The following is a 20,241-nucleotide window of genomic DNA, read 5'->3' as shown; positions in this document are numbered from 1 at the left end:
AGACGCCCACATACGTTCACGAGGGTCATGTTTGTTCCACATATTGAAGTCCCCAACTTGCGGCCCTTCTGAAACACGAATACGAAAAATATGACCAGCAGGAACTTCCCAAGCTTTTCCCGAACGCATAGGAATTTTAATGGTATCCACTAAGGTCCGCTTGGCTTCAGTTCCTTTCAGAGAATTATAAAACGCCTTATCTACAGACAATTTTGACCCTGGACCTGCTCTGTACGCTGCTTCCACATTACTCATCACCGACTCCACTTTGTTTAATATTTGACTTAGGTTAGTGAAACTGGAAACTCAAATAAAATGATATTATTTAAATATACATGACAAATACTAAAGTGAGTTGATAATGGGTCACCCCTATACGGCACTACATACCTTTCATTTAGCGGTTCGTTTTCAAAGTTTAAAATGCACCGCTGATCATCTGCATTTAACAGAGTCCGCTGTTAGCCATCAAATTAAGCGACTAGAAACTCAGCTGGGATATACTTTATTTTATAAGTCAGGCCGGCAGCTCAAAGTCACATCTGAAGGGAAACGACTATCCTCAGAATTATCAGCCTCTTTTGATCACATAGATCAAGTACTGTCAGACCCCGCCAATACACCCATTAACGCTATTACGATTTATTGCCTGCCTTCGCTCATTGAGTTTTGGTTACTTCCCCGCCTATTAAAGTTTAAAGAAACACACCCCAACTCTGAGCTGGTCATTAATTACCACTCGTCATCACCAGACTACTTGGATGAACACAGCCTTCGTATTGGCAGCCATGAAAAAGATAAGCACTCTCCTTATGTGCGCTCCAAAATTCTATCTGGGGAAACCATCCCTGTCTGCAGCCCCATTTACATGAAGCAACATCAATCTTTTTCCAGTAAAGATTTACTAGAAGCAGATTTGCTACATGATCATACGGAACAGAGTTGGAAAGATTGGTTTGTCCTTCAAGGGCTCGCTTTAAATAAACCACCTCAGCTTTTATATGAAGACTTCCATCTATTAAAAATGGCCACTGTTGCAGCGCAAGGGATAGCGCTTTGCCCAGAGGCACTTATACAGAATGATTTAGAGGACGGAAGATTAATTGCACTGTCGACACAGAGAGGAAATATCGGTCGCTATTATGCAATTGAACGCAATAAATACGCCGACACAGGTATTAACACGCTAATTAAGCACCTTATTTAAAACAAAAAAGCCCTCTAATCTTTCGATTAGAGGGCTTTAAAAATCAGTAGTTAACTAAATGTTAACCCAACCACTTTCTCGCGTTTTGAAATAAACGCAACCATGGTGCTTGCTCTTGCCATTCGCTTGGATGCCAGCTGTGCTGAACAGTACGATAAACACGCTCAGGATGAGGCATCATGATGGTCACTCGACCATCTTCCGAGGTTAACCCTGTCACGCCTTGCGCCGAACCATTTGGGTTAAATGGGTAACGCTCAGTCGCTTGACCGTAGTTATCCACATAACGCAATGCAATCTGAGAAGAAGACGCCAATGCTGCCATATCTTGCTCATCACGGTATTCGGTTTGACCTTCGCCATGCGCTACAGCGATTGGCATACGAGAACCTTCCATTCCCGCCAGCAAAATAGAGTTCGATTTCTGAACTTCCACTTGTACGAAACGAGCCTCAAACTGTGCAGATTCGTTACGAATAAACTTAGGCCAATGACTCGCACCAGGAATTAACTCATAAAGGTTCGACAACATCTGACAACCATTACACACACCCAGTGTAAAAGTATCAACACGCTTAAAGAAGGCTTCAAACTGCTCACGAGCAATCGGATTGAAAAGGATAGATTTCGCCCAACCTTCGCCAGCGCCTAATACGTCACCGTATGAAAATCCACCACAAGCCACTAAGCCGCTAAAACCATCAAGTGTTATGCGACCTGATAGAATATCACTCATGTGAACATCAACAGGTATGAAGCCGGCTTTATGGAAAGCCGCTGCCATTTCGACTTGACCGTTAACGCCTTGTTCACGCAATACGGCAATCTTTGGTTTAACGCCCGAAGCAACAAACGCCGCTGCTATGTCTTCGTTTTGATCAAATCGAACATCAGCAGACAAGCCTGGATCTTTTGCATCCAACAAATTATCAAATTCTTGTTGTGCTGATTCTGGATTGTCACGCAACGCCTGAACACGGTAACTCGTTTCAGACCAAACACGCTGCCAATTAATACGTGTCTCTTCTAAGACAGTTTCGCCAGCAAAACGAACACGGATATTGTCATCATCAGAAAGTGTCGCAATAGGAGAAACTGTAACACCTACTTTTGCGTAAGCCGCAACAATGCCAGACACATCAGACTCATTCACCTGGACCACCGCACCCAACTCTTCGCTAAATAATGCAGGCGCCAGTTGAGCACGATCAGAAACTGTGTCATCTAGATCAATATTAAGACCCAAATGGCTAGCAAACGACATTTCTGTCAGAGTCGCAAACACACCACCGTCAGAACGGTCATGGTATGCCAACAACTTACCTTCAGCATTTAGCGCCTGAGTGGTATCAAAGAAGCCAGCTAAAGTCGCCGCATCGTCCACATCTGGTGTTTGCTGACCCAGCTTGTTGTAAACCTGAGCAATAACCGAGCCACCAAGACGATTCTGACCTGCACCCAAATCAATCAACAACAAACGCGTATCGGCTTTATTTTGAAGCTCTGGTGTTAATGTTTTACGAACATCAGAAACCGGCGCGAACGCCGTAATCACCAAAGACAATGGAGACGTCACGGCTTTTTCTTCGCCGTCTTCTTTCCAAACCGTTTTCATCGACATGGAATCTTTACCAACCGGAATAGCAATGTCCAATGCAGGACACAACTCCATACCCACCGCTTTCACGGTTTGATAAAGCTTTTCGTCTTCGCCTTCATGGCCTGCCGCCGCCATCCAGTTTGCGGATAACTTAATGTGACTACGTTTAGTAATGTGCGCAGCTGCCAAATTAGTTAACGCTTCACCAACCGCCATACGACCAGACGCTGGTGCATCAAGCAAAGCAATCGGCGTACGTTCGCCCATAGTCATGGCTTCGCCTGTATAACTATCTAAAGATGACGTTGTAACCGCCACATCCGCCACAGGCACTTGCCAAGGACCGACCATTTGATCGCGAGCTACCATACCGGTAATCGAGCGGTCACCAATGGTGATCAAGAAGTTCTTGCTCGCCACCGTTGGTAAGCTCAATACACGATTTGCTGCATCCGCTAAATCCACATCAACGGCAGTAAAATTATCCCCAGCGATAACCGCTTTTGTTGCTTCACGATGCATTTTTGGTGCTTTGCCAAACAAAACAGACATTGGCAAATCAACAGGCTTATTACCGAAGTGCTCATCGGCTACTTCTAAATGCATTTCTTCTTTGGCTTCCCCCACAATTGCGAACGGACAACGCTCACGCTCACAAATAGCCGTAAACTCTGCGACGCGATCCGGAGAAACCGCCATCACGTAACGCTCTTGCGATTCGTTACACCAGATTTCTAACGGTGACATGCCAGGCTCATCGTTAAGCACCTTACGCAAATCGAAACTGCCACCACGCTCACCGTCTTTTACTAGCTCAGGTAATGCGTTGGACAAACCACCAGCACCCACATCGTGGATAAAGCTGATTGGGTTATTGTCACCAAGCTGCCAACAGCGGTCGATTACTTCCTGACAACGACGTTCCATCTCTGGATTACCACGCTGTACAGACGCAAAATCAAGATCTTCATTGCCGTCAGCAGACGCCATTGAAGACGCCGCACCACCACCAAGACCGATCAACATGGCAGGTCCGCCCAGTACAATCAGCTTAGCGCCTACTTTAATTTCTTTTTTCTCAACGTGCTCACGACGAATATTCCCCAGACCACCCGCCAACATAATTGGCTTATGGTAACCGCGCACTTCTTCTTGAGATGCGCCTTGGATTTTTTGCTCGTAAGTACGGAAGTAACCTAATAAGTTTGGACGACCAAATTCGTTGTTAAACGCCGCACCGCCAATAGGGCCTTCGATCATGATATCCAAAGGCGTAACGATACGAGAAGGCTTGCCGTAGTAACTCTCCCAAGGTTGTTCAAAACCAGGAATTTTAAGGTCAGATACCGTGTAACCACTCAATCCTGCTTTTGGTTTTGAACCAATCCCCGTCGCGCCTTCGTCACGAATCTCACCACCAGAACCCGTTGCCGCACCAGAGAATGGTGAAATCGCCGTTGGGTGGTTATGCGTTTCAACTTTCATCAAAATATCGATATTTTCTTGGCTGAAATCGTATTCACAAGAACCCGGCGCTGGAAAAAAACGTCCCGCAAAGTTACCTTCCATGACCGCTGCATTGTCTTTATAAGCAGACAAAGTGCCATCAGGATTGTGTTCGTGAGTGTTCTTAATCATTTTAAACAAAGAACGCTCTTGCTCTTCACCATCAATGGTCCAAGACGCATTAAAAATCTTATGACGACAATGCTCTGAGTTTGCCTGCGCAAACATCATCAATTCGATGTCAATTGGGTTACGCCCAAGCTCAATAAAAGACTCAACAAGATAATCAATTTCATCTTCAGCAAGAGCGAGGCCTAGCGTTTGGTTTGCCTCAACCAACGCAGATCGTCCACCACCAAGTACATCAACACTCGTCATAGGCGCAGGCTCTGCATGAGAAAACATATCAGAAGCGTCGCTTAATGCCGAAAGTACGCTTTCTGTCATGCGGTCATGCAACATCACCGACAACAAATCTAACGCCTCAAGCGTTAATGGCTCAGAGCTATGAATAAAGTATTCCACGCCACGTTCAACGCGAGATACGGCCGCAAGGCCACAGTTATGAAGAATATCGGTTGCTTTCGATGACCAAGGCGAAATCGTTCCTAAACGAGGAACCACTAAAACACTTTGATCCGATGAACTGACTTGGGAGGATTTAGGACCGTAGGCCAAAACACGTTGTAAAACAGTTTCCTGTTCAACAGTAAGCGTTTGATTATCAGCCAGCTCCACAAAATGGAGAAATTGAGCATCGACATCTGTAACAGTAGCGACAGATGATTGCATATTGGCTAATAACTTTGCCTTGCGAAACGCCGATAGCGCAGCGGAACCATGCAGAGTTAGCATGTTGAGTATTGCCTCACTTGGTAGTTTTGGGGAAATGGTGCGGGTATTTTAAATCAATGAAGCAAATAGAGGCCAGCAGAGTATGAATTTTCTACACAAAATGAACGAATAAACTGCCTAAATCGCCTTTTTTGCCCGTTCTTTAAGTTTCTTTTTCTGCTCACGGCGATATTGGAAGAATTGCGTCAGTTGAGTAGATGCCTTTTCCGCCAATACGCCGGATTCAACATTCACTTTATGATTAAGGAATGGCGCCTCAAAAAAACGTCCCTGACTTTCAACAACACCACTTTTAGGTTCCATCGCTGCATAAACAACACGATCAATTCGGGCATGAATCATTGCTCCTGCACACATAGAACATGGCTCCAACGTCACATATAAAGTTGCACCAGGTAAACGGTAATTCTTCATTTTTTGACAGGCCATACGAATCGCTTGAATTTCTGCATGCGCCGTCGGGTCGCAAAGAGAAATCGGCGCATTATAACCCTCGCCAATAATCTCATCGTTCAACACAATAATGGCACCCACTGGGATTTCATTTTCAGACGCCGCTTTCGTAGCCAACTCAAGCGCCCGTTCCATCCAGTATTGATCTTTCATTCTTGATTTACCTCAAGGCGATTATTTTGTCTTTCATACATAATTGCCTTTAATACATAACCCGCTCTACACTAAAATTTAACGCAATGATAAATAAAAGGAGTTCTGTTTATGAACACAGTGGCAGATCTAATGACAACAGATTTAATCACATTAAGGGAAAATGATTCTTTGGCAAAAGCCAAAGCATTGATGCACGAAAAAAACATTAGAAACATTCCCATCATCAACGATGAGGGAGAATACGTAGGCATGCTAACCCAGCGTGAATACTTACGTCATGCATTTCACCTAGTTAGCCAATTTGGCACGCAATACATATCCAAAAAAGAACAACAAACACCGATTGCCAACGCCATGAACAAGGACATCTTAACCATTAGCCCTGAAACAGAATTAAGCATGGCTGCCGAGTTCTTCATTGAAAACAAGTATGGATGCTTACCCGTTATTCAAAACGACAAACTCGTCGGCATTCTCACACCTGTAGACTTTGTTAAACTTGCACTCAAAATGCTAAATGAGTCTACTTAAGCTAAGCCTGCTCGAGATACTGATTAGAGCCAGAGGATGCAATTTGCGCCTCTTTCTCTAGTTTCACATCAATCGCTTGCACGCCAAAATCCGTTTCTGACAAAAGGAAGCTAACCGCTTGCCCTTTTCTAAGCGTTTTATGACCATCACAAGCAATCGATTTGTAATGAACAAAAACATCGCTGCCTTCTACTCGCTTAATAAAGCCAACGCCTTTTGCGTCATTAAACCATTTAACCTTTCCCGTTAATCGTTCCATAACCATTGCGCCTCTTTTTTTTATTTTTATTAAAGTAAGCGTAAAGTCAGAAACCAAAAATGGCTTCTGACTTCTATTTATCTACAAAGATTCAATACGAATCTTTTGCTCTTCTAGCTTGTTCACTGCCAACTGCAAATCATCACACTTAGCACGTTCTTTTTCGACCACTTCTGCTGGCGCTTTCGCCACAAAACTGTCATTAGAAAGTTTGCCTTGTATGCGTTGTAGTTCTTTGGACGTTTTATCAATTTCTTTTTGCAAGCGAGCCAGCTCAGCATCTTTATCAATCAAACCCGCCATTGGCACCAATACTTCCATATCGCCAACCAATGCTGTTGCCGACATAGGCGCGTCATCTCCTACTTCCAGCCAAGTTACAGTATCCAACTTCGCTAAGGTTTGCAGAAAGGTTAAATTGGCATCAAGACGAGCTTTATCTTGCTCTGAGCCATTGCGACACAAAACAGTCAACGGCTTAGCAGGCGATATATTCATTTCGCCGCGAATATTACGAATGCCTTCAATCACGCCTTTTAGCCACTCTACATCTGCTTCAGCCTGAACGTCTTTTTTACTTTCATCGGCCGCTGGATATTGAGCCAACATAATCGTCTCACCTTCGACGCCTGCCAAAGGCTTCACTCGTTGCCAAATTTCTTCGGTTAGGAAAGGCATCATTGGATGAGCCAAACGCAAGAAAGCCTCTAGTACGCGCACCAAAGTACGGCGGGTACCCGTTAACTGAGCGGCCGTTGCGTTCTCATCCCAAAGTACTGGCTTAGACAATTCCAAATACCAATCACAGTATTCGTGCCACATAAACTCGTAAAGTGCCTGTGCTGCCAAATCAAAACGGTGGGTATCGAAAGCGCGGTTCACGGCATCTTCCGCATGTTGTAAGCGAGAGATAATCCATTTATCAGCAAGAGACAATTCTACTTCTGCGCCGTTTTGGCCACAGTCCTGATCGTCCGTGTTCATCAAGACATAACGCGTCGCGTTCCAAATTTTGTTACAGAAGTTGCGGTAACCTTCTAGGCGATTAAGATCGAACTTGATGTCACGACCACCGGATGCCAAAGAACAAAGCGTAAAGCGTAGCGCATCGGTACCATAAGCCTGGATTCCTTCAGGATAAGTTTCGCGTGTATTTTTCTCCACTTTCGCCGCCAAGCGTGGCTGCATCATGCCGGTAGTACGCTTGCTAACCAAAGATTCAATATCAATGCCGTTAATTAAATCCAGCGGATCAATAACATTCCCTTTGGATTTAGACATTTTGTCGCCACGTTCATCACGAATAAGACCCGTAATGTAAACCGTCTTGAACGGTACTTTATCGGTAAATTTCAACGTCATCATGATCATTCTGGCCACCCAGAAGAAGATAATATCGAAACCCGTTACCAATACATCAGACTCACTGAATTCTGCGAAGTCTTGCGTTTCTTCTGGCCAACCTTGCGTTGCAAAAGTCCATAGCGCAGAAGAGAACCACGTGTCCAATACGTCTTCATCTTGAGTCAGCTCAATATCCGCAGCAAGATTGTATTTAGAACGCACCTCAGCTTCGTCTTTACCTACATAGAATTTGCCATCCACATCGTACCAAGCAGGGATCTGATGCCCCCACCAAAGCTGACGAGAGATACACCAATCATTAAGATCACGCATCCAAGCAAAATAGGTATTTTCCCATTGTTTTGGCACAAATTGAATATCGCCATTTTCAACCGCTTCAATCGCAGGCTTCACTAGACTTTCAACAGCCACGTACCATTGCTGCGTCAAATAAGGCTCAATGACTGTATTACCACGCTCACCACGTGGCACTTTCAACTTATGATCAGCAATTTTTTCCAGTAGCCCTAGCGCATCAAAATCGGCGACCACCGCTTTACGTGCATCAAAACGATCCATGCCGCGGTATTTTTCAGGCGCTTCATCATTAATCGCCGCATCGTCCGTTAAGATATTAATCAACGGCATGTCATGACGCTTGCCCACTTCATAATCATTAAAGTCATGAGCGGGAGTGATTTTCACACAACCGGTACCAAATTCTTTGTCTACGTATTCGTCAGCAACGATAGGAATCCGACGACCAACCAATGGCAGTTCAACGAACTTACCAACAAGATCCGTGAAACGTTCATCGTCTGGCGCAACCGCCACAGCGGCATCACCAAACATGGTTTCTGGGCGTGTCGTTGCAACAACAATGTGATCCTTACCATCGGCTGTTTTCACACCGTCTGCCAATGGATAGCGGAAATACCACATGAAGCCGTTCTCTTCTTCCGAGATAACTTCCAAATCAGAAATCGCCGTGTGTAGCACTGGGTCCCAATTTACGAGACGCTGGCCACGATAAATAATGCCTTCATCATAAAGACGAACGAACACTTCCTGAACGGCAGAGGACATGCCGGGGTCCATTGTGAAGCGCTCTTTATCCCATGCAACAGAGTCGCCCAAAACGCGCATTTGATCTGAAATGGTTCCGCCAGACTGGTCTTTCCATTCCCACACTTTTTCGAGAAATTTCTCACGACCAAGATCATGACGGGTAATATTCTGAGCCGCCAATTGTCGCTCAACCACCATTTGTGTCGCGATACCCGCGTGATCACTACCTGGCTGCCATAAAGTTCGGCTGCCTTTCATTCGCTCACGACGAATCATGGCATCCATTAAGGTATGCTGAAAAGCATGTCCCATGTGCAAACTACCCGTGACGTTCGGTGGTGGAATCATGATAGAGAAAGGAGAACCGTTGCCTTGAGGGGTGAAATAACCACCCTCTTCCCAACGTTGATAAATAGGCTGTTCAATACTCTGAGGTTGGTAGGTCTTTTCCATTATGGTGTCTTAAAGCTCTTATGTAGCGGTCAATTTGAATTTAGGGAATTATAACGTGTCATAACAAGATAAAGAACAACACGTGCACAATTAGGCCATCAGTGAGAGAACCAGTCTGATAACTAACTGTTAATGGCTTATTTACTCTTTTTTCGTCATAGCGCCAGCTTCGTGCAACGCTTGCATCACTTCTAACACCAACTCTGGTAAACGCTTTTCAAGTACGTCAGCGATTGTTTTGGCAATAAGTTCTTGCGATACATTGGATGAAGCAAGCATGTCCGCGGGTGCAACCGCCTCGACTTGAGTATCTTCATCTTGCTCACTTTCGTTTCGAGCTTGAGAACCATCAAAAGACTGCGTCAAATGCATTTCCTGACCAGCAGAGAAAGGCGTTTGATCGGCGACAATATCCATCAAAATTGGAATGTCATCTTGATTGCGCAAAGCAGACATCAATGTTTCTTCATCTGGCTCGAAAATACCATCATCATGCTGAGTGGCTAAATCTGACATAGGAAAAACCAATATTAAGAAAACAAAATACAACGATTAAACATATATTATTGTTCAACCAATCATTCATAGCCTTCAACTTTCGCACTGAAAAACCCAAAAGTCTACCCCATCCCAACGTAGACAAAGCACTCAACATCGCAGAGATAAAAATAACACTTTGATCGGACTCGCTTTCCTACTAAAAATAGCCATAAAAAAGCAGCGATAAAAAATTACCACTGCTTTTTAAAAGAAAATTATTTATGACTAAATAATTCAGCCACTTGTCCCTTAATAATTAAGAGACTTTACCTAACAAATAACGCGTCAGTAGAGCAACAGGTCGACCACTTGCTCCTTTCGCTGCGCCGCCCGTCCATGCCGTACCAGCAATATCCAAATGCGCCCAAGGATAAGACTCAGTAAAACGAGACAAGAAACACGCAGCCGTAACAGAACCGGCTTCAGGACCACCAATATTGGCGATATCCGCAAAGTTACTGTCCAATTGCTGCTGGTATTCTTCGTCTAACGGCATTTGCCAAATTTTATCCGCCGCCGTCTGACTTGCAACCTTCAGCTCAGTTGCCAACGCATCGTTATTGGCGTACATACCAGAGTTCACACTACCTAGCGCAACCACACACGCGCCGGTCAATGTCGCAATATCCACAACCGATTTAGGTTTGAAGCACTCGATATAAGTCAAGGCATCACACAACACCAATCGACCTTCTGCGTCGGTATTCAAAATCTCTACCGTTTGACCAGACATGGTCTTCACAATGTCACCAGGCTTAGTTGCACGACTGCTTGGCATATTTTCTGCGGCCGCAATCACAGCGGTAAAGTTCAACTTAGGTTTTAGCTCACAAATGGTTTTCATGGTACCGAACACACTGGCTGCGCCACACATGTCATACTTCATCTCGTCCATTTTCGGGCCAGGTTTCAATGAAATACCACCCGTATCAAAGGTAATACCCTTACCTAATAACACATGAGGTGCATCACCTTCTTCACCACCGCGATAATTCATCACGATCAAGTAACTTGGCTGATCGCTGCCACGACCCACAGACAATAGGCAATGCATGCCTAGCTCATCCATTTTAGTTTCGTCTAGCAACTCAACACCAATACCGTACTCTTCGCCCAACTGCTGAGCTTTTGACGCCAAATAACTTGGTGTACAGACGTTTCCGGGCAGATTACCCAACTGACGAGCAAAAGCCGAACCACTCGCTGTTGCTGTGCCAATGGCTAAAGCTGCTTCATCAGTGCCTTCTAACAACAAACTCGTCACTTTAGTGGCTTTTTCTGCATCGTCTTTTTTGAAGCCAAGGAAGTTATAAAAACCTTCGTTTAGCCACTGTGCAACCAACGCAAGAACATCCGATTGAGAGCGACTCTTCAATACCAGCCCAGCGCTTGCTACCGCCACAGAGGCAAATGGCAAACCTTTAATTTGAGCCGCAACCGCCGCCATCACTTTGCGAGCATTCATATCGCTCAACTGTACATCTTTACCTATACCGACCAACAATACCGCCTGAGCAAAGTCTTGCGTCACACCCGGTAATAACAAGGTCTGCGCAACGCCCGCTTTAAATACGCCGGTTTCGCGTAATTGGGAAACTTGCCCATTGGCATTTTCATCTACCCAAGCGGTGGATTCAGAAAAATCCCCTTCGCTAGGAACAAATACAACAAGCAAATCAGCTTGCACTGTGGATAAGCGATCAAATAGCGCCATGTTCATGAAAAAACCCTCAAAAAATAACTTTTTAAAAAAAACTGGATAATGTCCTTCTTACCACGAGATAATGGGGGCTTTAGATGTGTAATCAACTCTACGCTTAAAAAGCAATATTCATCCAGAGGTGACCTTGAGACTATTCAGATACTTAGCGAAAGAAGTGCTAGTGTCAACAGCTGGTGTAACGCTAATACTACTACTCGTTATTCTAAGCGGTCGATTCTCCAACTATTTAGGGCGTATTGCCGAAGGTAAAATGACCTTTGAATTTTTATTCGTCATTCTTGGTTATCACATTCCCAGCTTCATTCAGATGATTTTGCCTTTGGCTTTTTTTCTCTCTCTCTTGCTGGCTTTTGGGCGTCTATACATAGAAAACGAAATGTCGGTGCTGTTTTCAAGTGGCGTGAGTAAAATCAAGCTTGCGGGTTATACACTAGGAATAGCCTGTATCATCAGCCTCACCAGCGCATCGATCAACTTTTGGCTCGCCCCTTTCAGCGAATACCGTGCAGCAGAAGCCTCACAGGAACAAAACCAACTGTCTGCCTTCGATTTTCTCATTCCCGGTCGATTTGAAGGTAATGGACAACGCACCATTCACATAGACAGTTTCACGCCGAATGAAGGCTGGATGAACCAAATATTTTTATCGGATGTGGTTCGCAAAAAAAACGTTAGCATTCCAACACAAACATTCGCCGCCTACGCAGAACAAATACGCGTCAGCTCAGAAGACAATCAAAACTACCTTATTTTCAAAAATGGCACCCGCTACGAAGGCAAACCAGGGACCGCAAATTATCGCATCACCCAATTCGATACCTATGCAGTCCGCATGGCAACCAAAGACAATAGCGTCATAGACGAGCCTTATACCAAAAGCACATTGAGCTTAATCAAAAGCACAGCCCTTTTAGACAAAGTAGAGCTGCAATGGCGAATTTCATTGGTTGTCGTCATTCCGATTCTTGCCATCATTGGACTGTCACTTAGCCAAGTTAACCCAAGACAAGGCCGTTTCTTTAAAATGTTACCCGCTATTATTTTAATGATTCTCTACATCGCCCTTCTAATCTGGGGTCGAACTGGTCTAGAAAAAGGCAAACTCCCCATTCAACTCGGCCTGTGGTGGATTCATGGCGTCTTTGCACTTATCGCGGCAGCACTGTTCATTCAATACAATCAAGTCTTTGAGCGTCGCAAAGCCAGACTTCCCGAAGTCACAGACTCAAATGAGTAACGGATATGAGTAAAATAGATAAATACATTGCCAGTAGCGTTCTATGGGCATGCTTAATTGTCGCGGTGGTACTGCTGGGGTTAGATTTTGCCCTGACATTTATTGAGCAGATCAAAAAAGTAAACGACAGCTACACGATTCAATCCTTACTACAAGTCATCATGTATCGCCTACCCGGAAAGCTGGCAGAGTACATTCCCATCGCATCACTCATAGGCACACTAATGGGCTTAGGCACACTTGCTGCGACCTCAGAACTCACCGTAATGCGAGCTGCAGGCATGCCAATTTGGCGCATCGGCTTCGCGGCCTGCCAACCAATTTTGGTGGTTTCTTTATTAGGTATGGGGATCTCTGAGTTTGTGGCACCGATGGCAGAACAAAAAGCCAATTTAATCGAAAAATTTCAAGGTCAAGAAAGTGATACCTTTTCTCTCACTGGTGGAGTATGGCTAAAAGCCGATAGCGATTTTGTTTACATAGACGCTGCCGACGCAACAGGAAAACTGTACGGGATACAAATTTTCTCACCAAACGAACAGCAATTAAAATACATAATAAAAGCCACCAGCGCACAGCATGTCGATGGTTCATTATGGCAACTCAATGGTGTAACGCAGACTATATTCGCGCCAGATCATATTGAAACAAACAAAATGAAACACGCAGACTGGAATGTGAGCATCAAGCCAGAACACCTATTTCTTGCTTCTCAAGAGCCTGACACATTGTCCCTTAGCCAACTAATGAGTTATCAACAGTACTTACGCCAGCAAAAACTCGATGCCTCGCAATATGAATTAGAGTTTTGGATCACCGCCCTTCGCCCAGTCGCATCCCTGGCTCTTGTTCTCGTCGCACTGTCGAGCGTGTTCGGACCGCTGAGATCATCCACTATGGGCGGTCGCATATTTTCAGGGGTTATTATCGGCTTGGCATTTCAAAATGCGCTAAACCTATTTGGAAGAATGAGTGTCGCTGTTAATTTCCCACCAATCATCGGTGTCAGCATCCCTATCCTCATCTGTTTATTAGCAGGCATAATATTAGTGAGGCGCAGAGGTTGACCCTTTCGCCTCACAGCAATTAAGACACGATAAAACGAGCAATCCTCGCCAAGGCTTCTTGCAATCTAGGGCCATCAGAGGTGTACGCAAAGCGCACATATTTATGCGCATCCTTGATACCAAAGTCGGCACCTGGTGTTAACGCCACCTTCTCTTTTTCAAGCAATGCCAAACACCAAGCCATGGCATCCTGAGTGACTTCCGACACATCCACATAGACATAAAAAGCGCCGTGCGCGGGTGCCACCACAGGCAATCCAATCTCCTGCAAACCTTCAAGTAGAATAAGTCTGCGAGCATTCATTGTTTGACGACGCACTTCACACTCAGCCAACACGTCCGGTAAAAACGCACGAACCGCAGCGTGTTGAGACACGCTTGGTGCAGAAATATACAAATTTTGAGCCAGTTTTGTGGCGCCTTCAATAGCCCATTCCGGCACAACCAACCAGCCTAATCGCCACCCTGTCATCGCAAAATACTTAGAAAAACTATTAATAACAAAAATATCGTCATCAATAGAGAGCGCCGAAAAATCCTCACCTTCGTAAACCAAACCTTGATAAATTTCGTCCACCAACAAATGGCCACCAAGCTCACGAACTTTTTCCCATGCCTCAGAAATGTAAGCTCTGCTTAACACCGCGCCCGTTGGATTAGAGGGCGAAGCAAGCCAAAGTCCTGCGGTGCTATCACTCCAATTGTCCGCTAAGGCACCCAAATCCATTTCAAAGCCATTACAAGCGTTAGTTTCAACCAGCTTAGCTTTCGCGCCAACTTGAATAAGAAAATGCCGATTACATGGGTAGCAAGGATCGGGCATCAGAACATCCTCAGCAGGATTCACCATGAGCGACGCCATTAACAACAAAGCCCCCGACGCACCAGGCGTGACAATAATTCGTTCCGGCGACACCTCAACCTGATAACGAGTACGATAATAATCACTAATAGCACATTTCAGCTCAGGCAGCCCTGTAGCAGAGGTATACCCAGTTTTGCCCTGTTGAATTGCCAACACTCCGGCGTCTGCAACGCCCTCTACCGCTACAAAGTCAGGCTCCCCTATTTCAAGGTGGATAACATCCTCACCTTGTGACGCCAACTCTTTCGCCCGCGCCAGAATCGCCATCACTTGAAACGGGGCAATTTGCCCAACTCTTTCTGCCAATTTATGCTTTTTCATCCCGCTTTCTCTACCTAATTCAAAATTTCGTGACATTTTGCGCAAAAAATGTGGTTAACCATCACATTATCTGGTAAGTTTCCGGCCGAAAATAAACCACCTAATTTTATCGTTTACAGGTTACCACAATGGAAACCTGCGAAGTGAGGCAATGCGTATGCCAAAAATGAACCCTGATTCATTAATGAAAGACTTCACTCCTTATGTTGCTAAGGATGGCGAAGAATACATGAACGAGAACCAGTTGGCGCACTTTAAGAGCATCCTACTCAACTGGAAACAAAACCTTATGGAAGAGGTTGACCGTACTGTTCACCACCTTAAAGAAGAGGCCGTGAACTATGCCGATCCAAATGATCGAGCCAGTCAGGAGGAAGAATTCAGCCTAGAACTTCGCGCTCGAGATCGCGAACGTAAACTGGTTAAGAAAATCTCTCAGACTGTAGAATTGATCGATGCAGACGATTATGGCTACTGTGAAGAGTGTGGCATCGAAATCGGCATTCGCCGCTTAGAAGCTCGCCCAACAGCCACCATGTGCATTGATTGCAAAACACTGGCTGAGATCAAAGAGAGACAAATCGGCGGCTGATGTTCAGTGCTTAACCGCAGTGTCTAATCACGCCAACCCGATGTATAGCCTCTATCGCGGCCGTTTTGCTCCTTCGCCAACCGGCCCACTCCATTTTGGCTCGCTAGTCAGTGCATTAGCGAGTTATTTGGATGCGAAAAAACATCACGGCAAGTGGATCATTCGCATCGAAGATGTTGATGGAACACGCTGTAAAACCAGTTTCTCCAAGCAAATCACCGACACCCTAAATAGTTACCACCTATTTTCTGACGAAACAGTTCGAGTTCAAAGCCAGCATACTGAAATGTATGAACAGCGACTCTCTGCACTCAGAAAACAGCAGGCGATATTTCCATGCAACTGCACACGCCAATCTCTCGCTCAACATAATGGCAATCACCCATTTGTGTGTGAAAGCTCGTTAGACCAGCCACACTCATGGCGATTAAAAGCCAGCCTGGCGACCTATCAATGCCAAGATAACATTCAGGGTACACTGCATTTTACTGACGATTTGAAAAACAACTGCCCTGTGCTAAAAAGAAAAGATGGCTATTTTTCTTATCAACTGGCTGTGGTAATCGACGATCACCAGCAAAACATAACTCACCTAGTCAGAGGTGCGGATTTAATCGACACCACCGCTCAGCAACTCCATCTTTACCATTTGTTTGGATGGACGCCGCCAAGCATCTGCCACATCCCTCTTATTACCAATCACTCAGGCGATAAAATAAGCAAACAGAATCACGCCAAACCGATTCAGGACAATAATTTATCGACACTTCTGCGCGCGCTGCATTATCTAAAGATCGACCTTGTATCACCACCATCCATCGCTGAGGCATTATCATTAGCTATCGAGGCATGGGATCCAAACAAACTGAAGAGAATGAAACACCTGTCTTTAGAAGAACAAGATCTACACTTCATCTAAACCACCTTTCTGCACTTCACAAAATTCAGTATCGGTACATCTCGACCAGCAAGCTTCTGTATGTATAATCGTTACACTAGTTACAAGAGGTGACAATTCATGCACAGCATTATGATCATTTGCCCAGATAATTCCCCACTTAAAGAGTCCGAAAAGTGGCTATCCCGGTATGGCTTTCAAGTAAACATCAGCAACACATTAGAACAAGCCAATAAATACTATGAACTGTCTGAGTTTCACCTACTCCTTATTGACCAAGAAGCTATCAATCATATAGAAGCCAGCAGCGCAGAGCTCCCTAGCGCCCCGCATCGCATTATCCTTGATGCAAAGCCTAGCCTTAGTATAGGAATCAACAGCATGGCGCAGGGGGCAGCGTATTACCTTCCCCTGCCAACTGATTCCGAAACACTACTCAAACACGTAGTAAATGCACTAGAACAAAACGACCACCCTGATCCAGCCTCCACTCAAGACCAAACACCACAGGTGTATTTTTCCAACACCGCAAAAGAAGAAAGATTAACGCTCGGCACACAAGGAAGCGGAATTATTGGGCAATGCCCTCCAATGCAAAGCCTATTTAGCGATATGAGAAAAATAGCAGGAACCGATGTAACGGTATTGATTCGCGGCGAGTCTGGAACAGGTAAAGAACTGGTCGCAAAAGCACTGCACAACTTAAGCCAGCGCCACAATCATCCCATCATCAGCGTTAACTGTGCCGCCATCCCCGAAAACCTCATTGAATCAGAGCTTTTCGGTCATGAGAAAGGCGCATTTACCGGCGCCAACTCATCCCATGACGGCCTAATTTACGCCGCTGACAAAGGCACCTTATTTCTCGACGAGATAGGCGAACTACCACTAGAAGCGCAAGCGAGACTATTACGCGTACTTCAAGAAGGCGAAATACGTAAAGTGGGTGCCACCCAATCAACCAAAGTAGACATTCGATTAATTACAGCAACCCATAGAAATTTAACCGACATGATCCAACAAGGGCTTTTTCGAGAAGATCTATACTATCGTCTTTATGTCATGGAACTACTACTTCCCCCCCTAAGAGACAGAGGTGACGACATCTCGATGTTAGCAAAAATACTCTTGGAGAAAGCCTGCCAAAAACACAGCAAACCAATTTGCAACTATACCAAGACTTTCGATAAAGCCATTCGCTCACATCGCTGGCCCGGCAACGTACGAGAGCTTGAAAACGCCATAGAAAGAGCCGTTATTCTCAGCCCTCCTGAAAAAATAGAAGCTGCCAATCTCAAACTTGCCAGTCAGCAACCCCCAAACAACACGACAAACCATTCACCAATGTCGGACACCGATAACAAAAACTTAGTGGGGACAACGCTAGACGATTACTTCAAACATTTCGTACTCTCGCACCAACACAAGATGACGGAAACACAACTTGCACATTCTTTGGGCATATCAAGAAAAAGTCTATGGGAAAGACGACAAAAACTCGCTATACCCAAAAAAGTAACAGCAGAAAAGTAACACTTGATACTAAAATACCCAAAAAAATAACGCAATATTGTAAAAAAAGTGTACAGTATTTTCTCAAACCTTAACAAAATCAGCACTTTATTGTTTTTGGCACAACAAATGCCTTATAGATGGTACAACGATAATAAGATTGACCAAGAATAAAAATAAGTTAATCGTCGTATGTAGGTTCTTAACAATAAAAATAACAAGTAGGAACACTGTGACCTCTTCAAATAAAAATAAAAATTTGAGGTCATGGATGGAAAATCGCTTTGGATAATTGATCTTTTTAGATATGCAAGCCTTAGGGCGATGAAAACGATGCAATAATAAAAATAAAACCTGAGTAGAACTGCAGAAGCAGCACCCACTTTGTTTTCGGAACTAGTATCTTCATGTATCCAAAGCGATTATTTTATTTACTGATAAGTAAATAATTAATCGCTTCACATTCTCTTCTACTTCAACACACCAAATTAGTTCATATTACCTCATACATGGCCATTATTCGTGTAACTTTAAGTCCATCACGTGTAGAATGTCTTTATCGTTAACTTTAAAATTTGTTGTCTAATGCTTACAGGATTAAAATCTCTGGTACGTAAAGCTACCTCTCTGTTTGCCTCACCACAGGCTCAGACTTACCCTATTATCATCCCTCGCAGCGATCACAGCTTATCTCGCCAAAATTTAAGCCCCAATGCCGTAAAAGTATTATATCGCCTAAATAAAGCTGGCTATGACGCTTACCTTGTCGGCGGCTGCGTTCGAGACCACCTCATCGGTATTGAGCCAAAAGACTTTGATGTCGTAACCAACGCGACACCCGAAGAAGTTCACACCATTTTTTCTAACTCAAGACTCATTGGTCGTCGGTTCAAATTGGTTCATGTGACCTTTGGTCGTGAAATTATTGAAGTCTCTACATTTAGAGCGGGCGCATCCCAAGACGATGACAGCGAAAAGCAGCAGCCACAAGAATCTCTAAAAGGTAAAGACTCCGCGCGATCTGCCCATGGCATTGTATTACGCGACAACGTGTACGGCAGTATTGAAGAAGACGCAGAACGCCGCGACTTCACTTTTAACGCGCTGTATTACAATGTTCAAGATTTCAGTATTCACGATTACTGCGGTGGCCTAAAAGACATAGAAGACAAACAGATTCGTATTATTGGTGACGCTCGTCAGCGCTATCAAGAAGATCCTGTGCGTATGTTGCGTGCGATTCGCTTCGCCGGAAAGCTCGGCTTTGAACTTGAAGCCAAAACAGCGGCACCGATCAAAGAAATGGCGCACCTGCTAGACCATATTCCGCCAGCGCGCCTTTTCGAAGAAGTGTTAAAACTTATGGGCAGCGGCAACGGTATCCAAACCTTTGCTTTACTCCGCCAATATGGTCTATTTCGTTATTTATTTCCCGACACTGACGCTTTACTTAAAAGCGGCTGGAAACGCGATGATATCGATCCGGAAGCCTTTATCCTTCAAGGCCTAAAAAACACAGACGATCGCATACAAAGCGGCAAAACGACAGCACCTTACTTTTTATACGCTGTACTACTGTGGCCAAGCGTCGCGTTACGCCATGATGAATTTCAAGCGCAAGGCATGCCAGCGACACCCGCACTGCACCAAGCTGCGAACATGGTATTAGACAATCAAGTCGCATCGACCGCCATTCCACGACGATTTTCAACACCCATGCGTGAAATTTGGGACATGCAATATAGACTCCCAAAACGCTATGGGAAACGTGCCTTTTTACTACTAGAACACCCTCGCTTCCGCGCTGGATTTGATTTCTTATTAATCAGAGAACTCAGCGGCACAAAATTGGATGGCCTAGGTGACTGGTGGGAAGCTTTTCAGCATGGTTCAGAAAGCCAGCAAAGAGAGCTCATCAAAAACATTGATACTCACGCCAACGACAAAGAAGGCCCAAAAAAACGCCGCCCACGTCGTCGCAGAAAAAGTAATGGCAATAGCATAAGTGCAAACACGCCAAGCGAAACATCTGACGAATAAGAGGATGCGCTGTG

The 20,241-nt window shown here is 44.7% G+C and carries 16 protein-coding genes (1 of these 16 running past the window's edge); 8 read left to right on the top strand and 8 right to left on the bottom strand.

Features of this window, described 5'->3' with window-relative positions; genetic code table 11:
• Positions 1 to 255 carry the 5' portion of an urea carboxylase-associated family protein gene (locus MP3633_RS01890; RefSeq protein ID WP_176334253.1) on the bottom strand. The gene continues 609 nt to the left of window position 1, outside the view, so only the first 255 of its 864 coding nucleotides appear in the window; its start codon is at positions 253 to 255; the stop codon falls past the left edge of the window.
• A gap of 106 nt (positions 256 to 361) precedes the next feature.
• Here MP3633_RS01890 and MP3633_RS01885 point away from each other — a divergent pair, with 106 nt between their 5' ends.
• Entirely contained in the window at positions 362 to 1,207 is an 846-nt protein-coding gene (locus MP3633_RS01885) for a LysR family transcriptional regulator (RefSeq protein WP_176334252.1), read from the top strand.
• Between the two features lie 61 nt (positions 1,208 to 1,268).
• Here the strand turns inward: MP3633_RS01885 and purL are convergent, their stop codons facing one another.
• Both purL and tadA read right to left on the bottom strand, forming a co-directional pair.
• On the bottom strand, positions 1,269 to 5,168 hold the full coding sequence (purL, locus tag MP3633_RS01880) for a phosphoribosylformylglycinamidine synthase (protein ID WP_176334251.1): 3,900 nt from the start codon (positions 5,166 to 5,168) through the stop codon (positions 1,269 to 1,271).
• Between the two features lie 117 nt (positions 5,169 to 5,285).
• Positions 5,286 to 5,774: a tRNA adenosine(34) deaminase TadA gene (gene tadA, locus MP3633_RS01875; RefSeq protein WP_112136165.1), complete on the bottom strand. Its 489-nt coding sequence runs from the start codon at positions 5,772 to 5,774 to the stop codon at positions 5,286 to 5,288.
• A 111-nt stretch (positions 5,775 to 5,885) separates the two neighbouring features.
• On the opposite strand from tadA, the gene MP3633_RS01870 reads away from it, so the two are divergent.
• Positions 5,886 to 6,308 carry a CBS domain-containing protein gene (locus MP3633_RS01870; RefSeq protein WP_176334250.1) on the top strand — a complete coding sequence of 141 codons (423 nt, stop codon included), beginning with the start codon at positions 5,886 to 5,888 and terminating at the stop codon, positions 6,306 to 6,308.
• A 1-nt stretch (position 6,309) separates the two neighbouring features.
• Here the strand turns inward: MP3633_RS01870 and MP3633_RS01865 are convergent, their stop codons facing one another.
• The 4 genes from MP3633_RS01865 to MP3633_RS01850 all read right to left on the bottom strand — a co-directional run bounded on the left by MP3633_RS01865 (position 6,310) and on the right by MP3633_RS01850 (position 11,692).
• Positions 6,310 to 6,567, bottom strand: a complete 258-nt coding sequence (locus MP3633_RS01865; RefSeq protein WP_176334249.1) for a cold-shock protein — start codon at positions 6,565 to 6,567, stop codon at positions 6,310 to 6,312.
• A gap of 81 nt (positions 6,568 to 6,648) precedes the next feature.
• The gene (locus tag MP3633_RS01860; protein ID WP_176334248.1) at positions 6,649 to 9,432 is read right to left on the bottom strand and encodes a valine--tRNA ligase; all 2,784 of its coding nucleotides are present in this window, start codon (positions 9,430 to 9,432) and stop codon (positions 6,649 to 6,651) included.
• 141 nt (positions 9,433 to 9,573) lie between these two features.
• Positions 9,574 to 9,948, bottom strand: a complete 375-nt coding sequence (locus tag MP3633_RS01855; RefSeq protein WP_112136160.1) for a hypothetical protein — start codon at positions 9,946 to 9,948, stop codon at positions 9,574 to 9,576.
• Positions 9,949 to 10,228: 280 nt separating this feature from the next.
• A complete protein-coding gene (locus MP3633_RS01850; protein WP_176334247.1) occupies positions 10,229 to 11,692 on the bottom strand; it encodes a leucyl aminopeptidase in 1,464 nt (487 codons plus the stop codon).
• 163 nt (positions 11,693 to 11,855) lie between these two features.
• Here MP3633_RS01850 and lptF point away from each other — a divergent pair, with 163 nt between their 5' ends.
• Entirely contained in the window at positions 11,856 to 12,932 is a 1,077-nt protein-coding gene (gene lptF / locus MP3633_RS01845; RefSeq protein WP_244959778.1) for an LPS export ABC transporter permease LptF, read from the top strand.
• Between the two features lie 5 nt (positions 12,933 to 12,937).
• Positions 12,938 to 13,999, top strand: a complete 1,062-nt coding sequence (gene lptG, locus MP3633_RS01840) for an LPS export ABC transporter permease LptG (protein WP_176334245.1) — start codon at positions 12,938 to 12,940, stop codon at positions 13,997 to 13,999.
• Positions 14,000 to 14,018: 19 nt separating this feature from the next.
• Here lptG and MP3633_RS01835 read toward each other — a convergent pair whose 3' ends face one another.
• The gene (locus MP3633_RS01835) at positions 14,019 to 15,185 is read right to left on the bottom strand and encodes an aminotransferase class I/II-fold pyridoxal phosphate-dependent enzyme (protein ID WP_176334244.1); all 1,167 of its coding nucleotides are present in this window, start codon (positions 15,183 to 15,185) and stop codon (positions 14,019 to 14,021) included.
• Positions 15,186 to 15,342: 157 nt separating this feature from the next.
• Here MP3633_RS01835 and dksA point away from each other — a divergent pair, with 157 nt between their 5' ends.
• The 4 genes from dksA (at position 15,343) to pcnB (ending at position 20,227) form a co-directional block, all read left to right on the top strand.
• A complete protein-coding gene (dksA, locus tag MP3633_RS01830) occupies positions 15,343 to 15,777 on the top strand; it encodes an RNA polymerase-binding protein DksA (protein WP_112141493.1) in 435 nt (144 codons plus the stop codon).
• Positions 15,778 to 15,817: 40 nt separating this feature from the next.
• Entirely contained in the window at positions 15,818 to 16,696 is an 879-nt protein-coding gene (gene gluQRS, locus MP3633_RS01825) for a tRNA glutamyl-Q(34) synthetase GluQRS (protein ID WP_176336697.1), read from the top strand.
• 99 nt (positions 16,697 to 16,795) lie between these two features.
• Positions 16,796 to 18,208, top strand: a complete 1,413-nt coding sequence (locus tag MP3633_RS01820) for a sigma-54-dependent transcriptional regulator (protein WP_176334243.1) — start codon at positions 16,796 to 16,798, stop codon at positions 18,206 to 18,208.
• A gap of 564 nt (positions 18,209 to 18,772) precedes the next feature.
• A complete protein-coding gene (pcnB, locus tag MP3633_RS01815; protein ID WP_176334242.1) occupies positions 18,773 to 20,227 on the top strand; it encodes a polynucleotide adenylyltransferase PcnB in 1,455 nt (484 codons plus the stop codon).
• Positions 20,228 to 20,241 lie beyond the last annotated feature (14 nt).

It is taken from the genome of Marinomonas primoryensis (assembly GCF_013372285.1).
GTDB lineage: Bacteria > Pseudomonadota > Gammaproteobacteria > Pseudomonadales > Marinomonadaceae > Marinomonas > Marinomonas primoryensis.
This window is presented reverse-complemented; position numbering and strand designations above follow the sequence as displayed.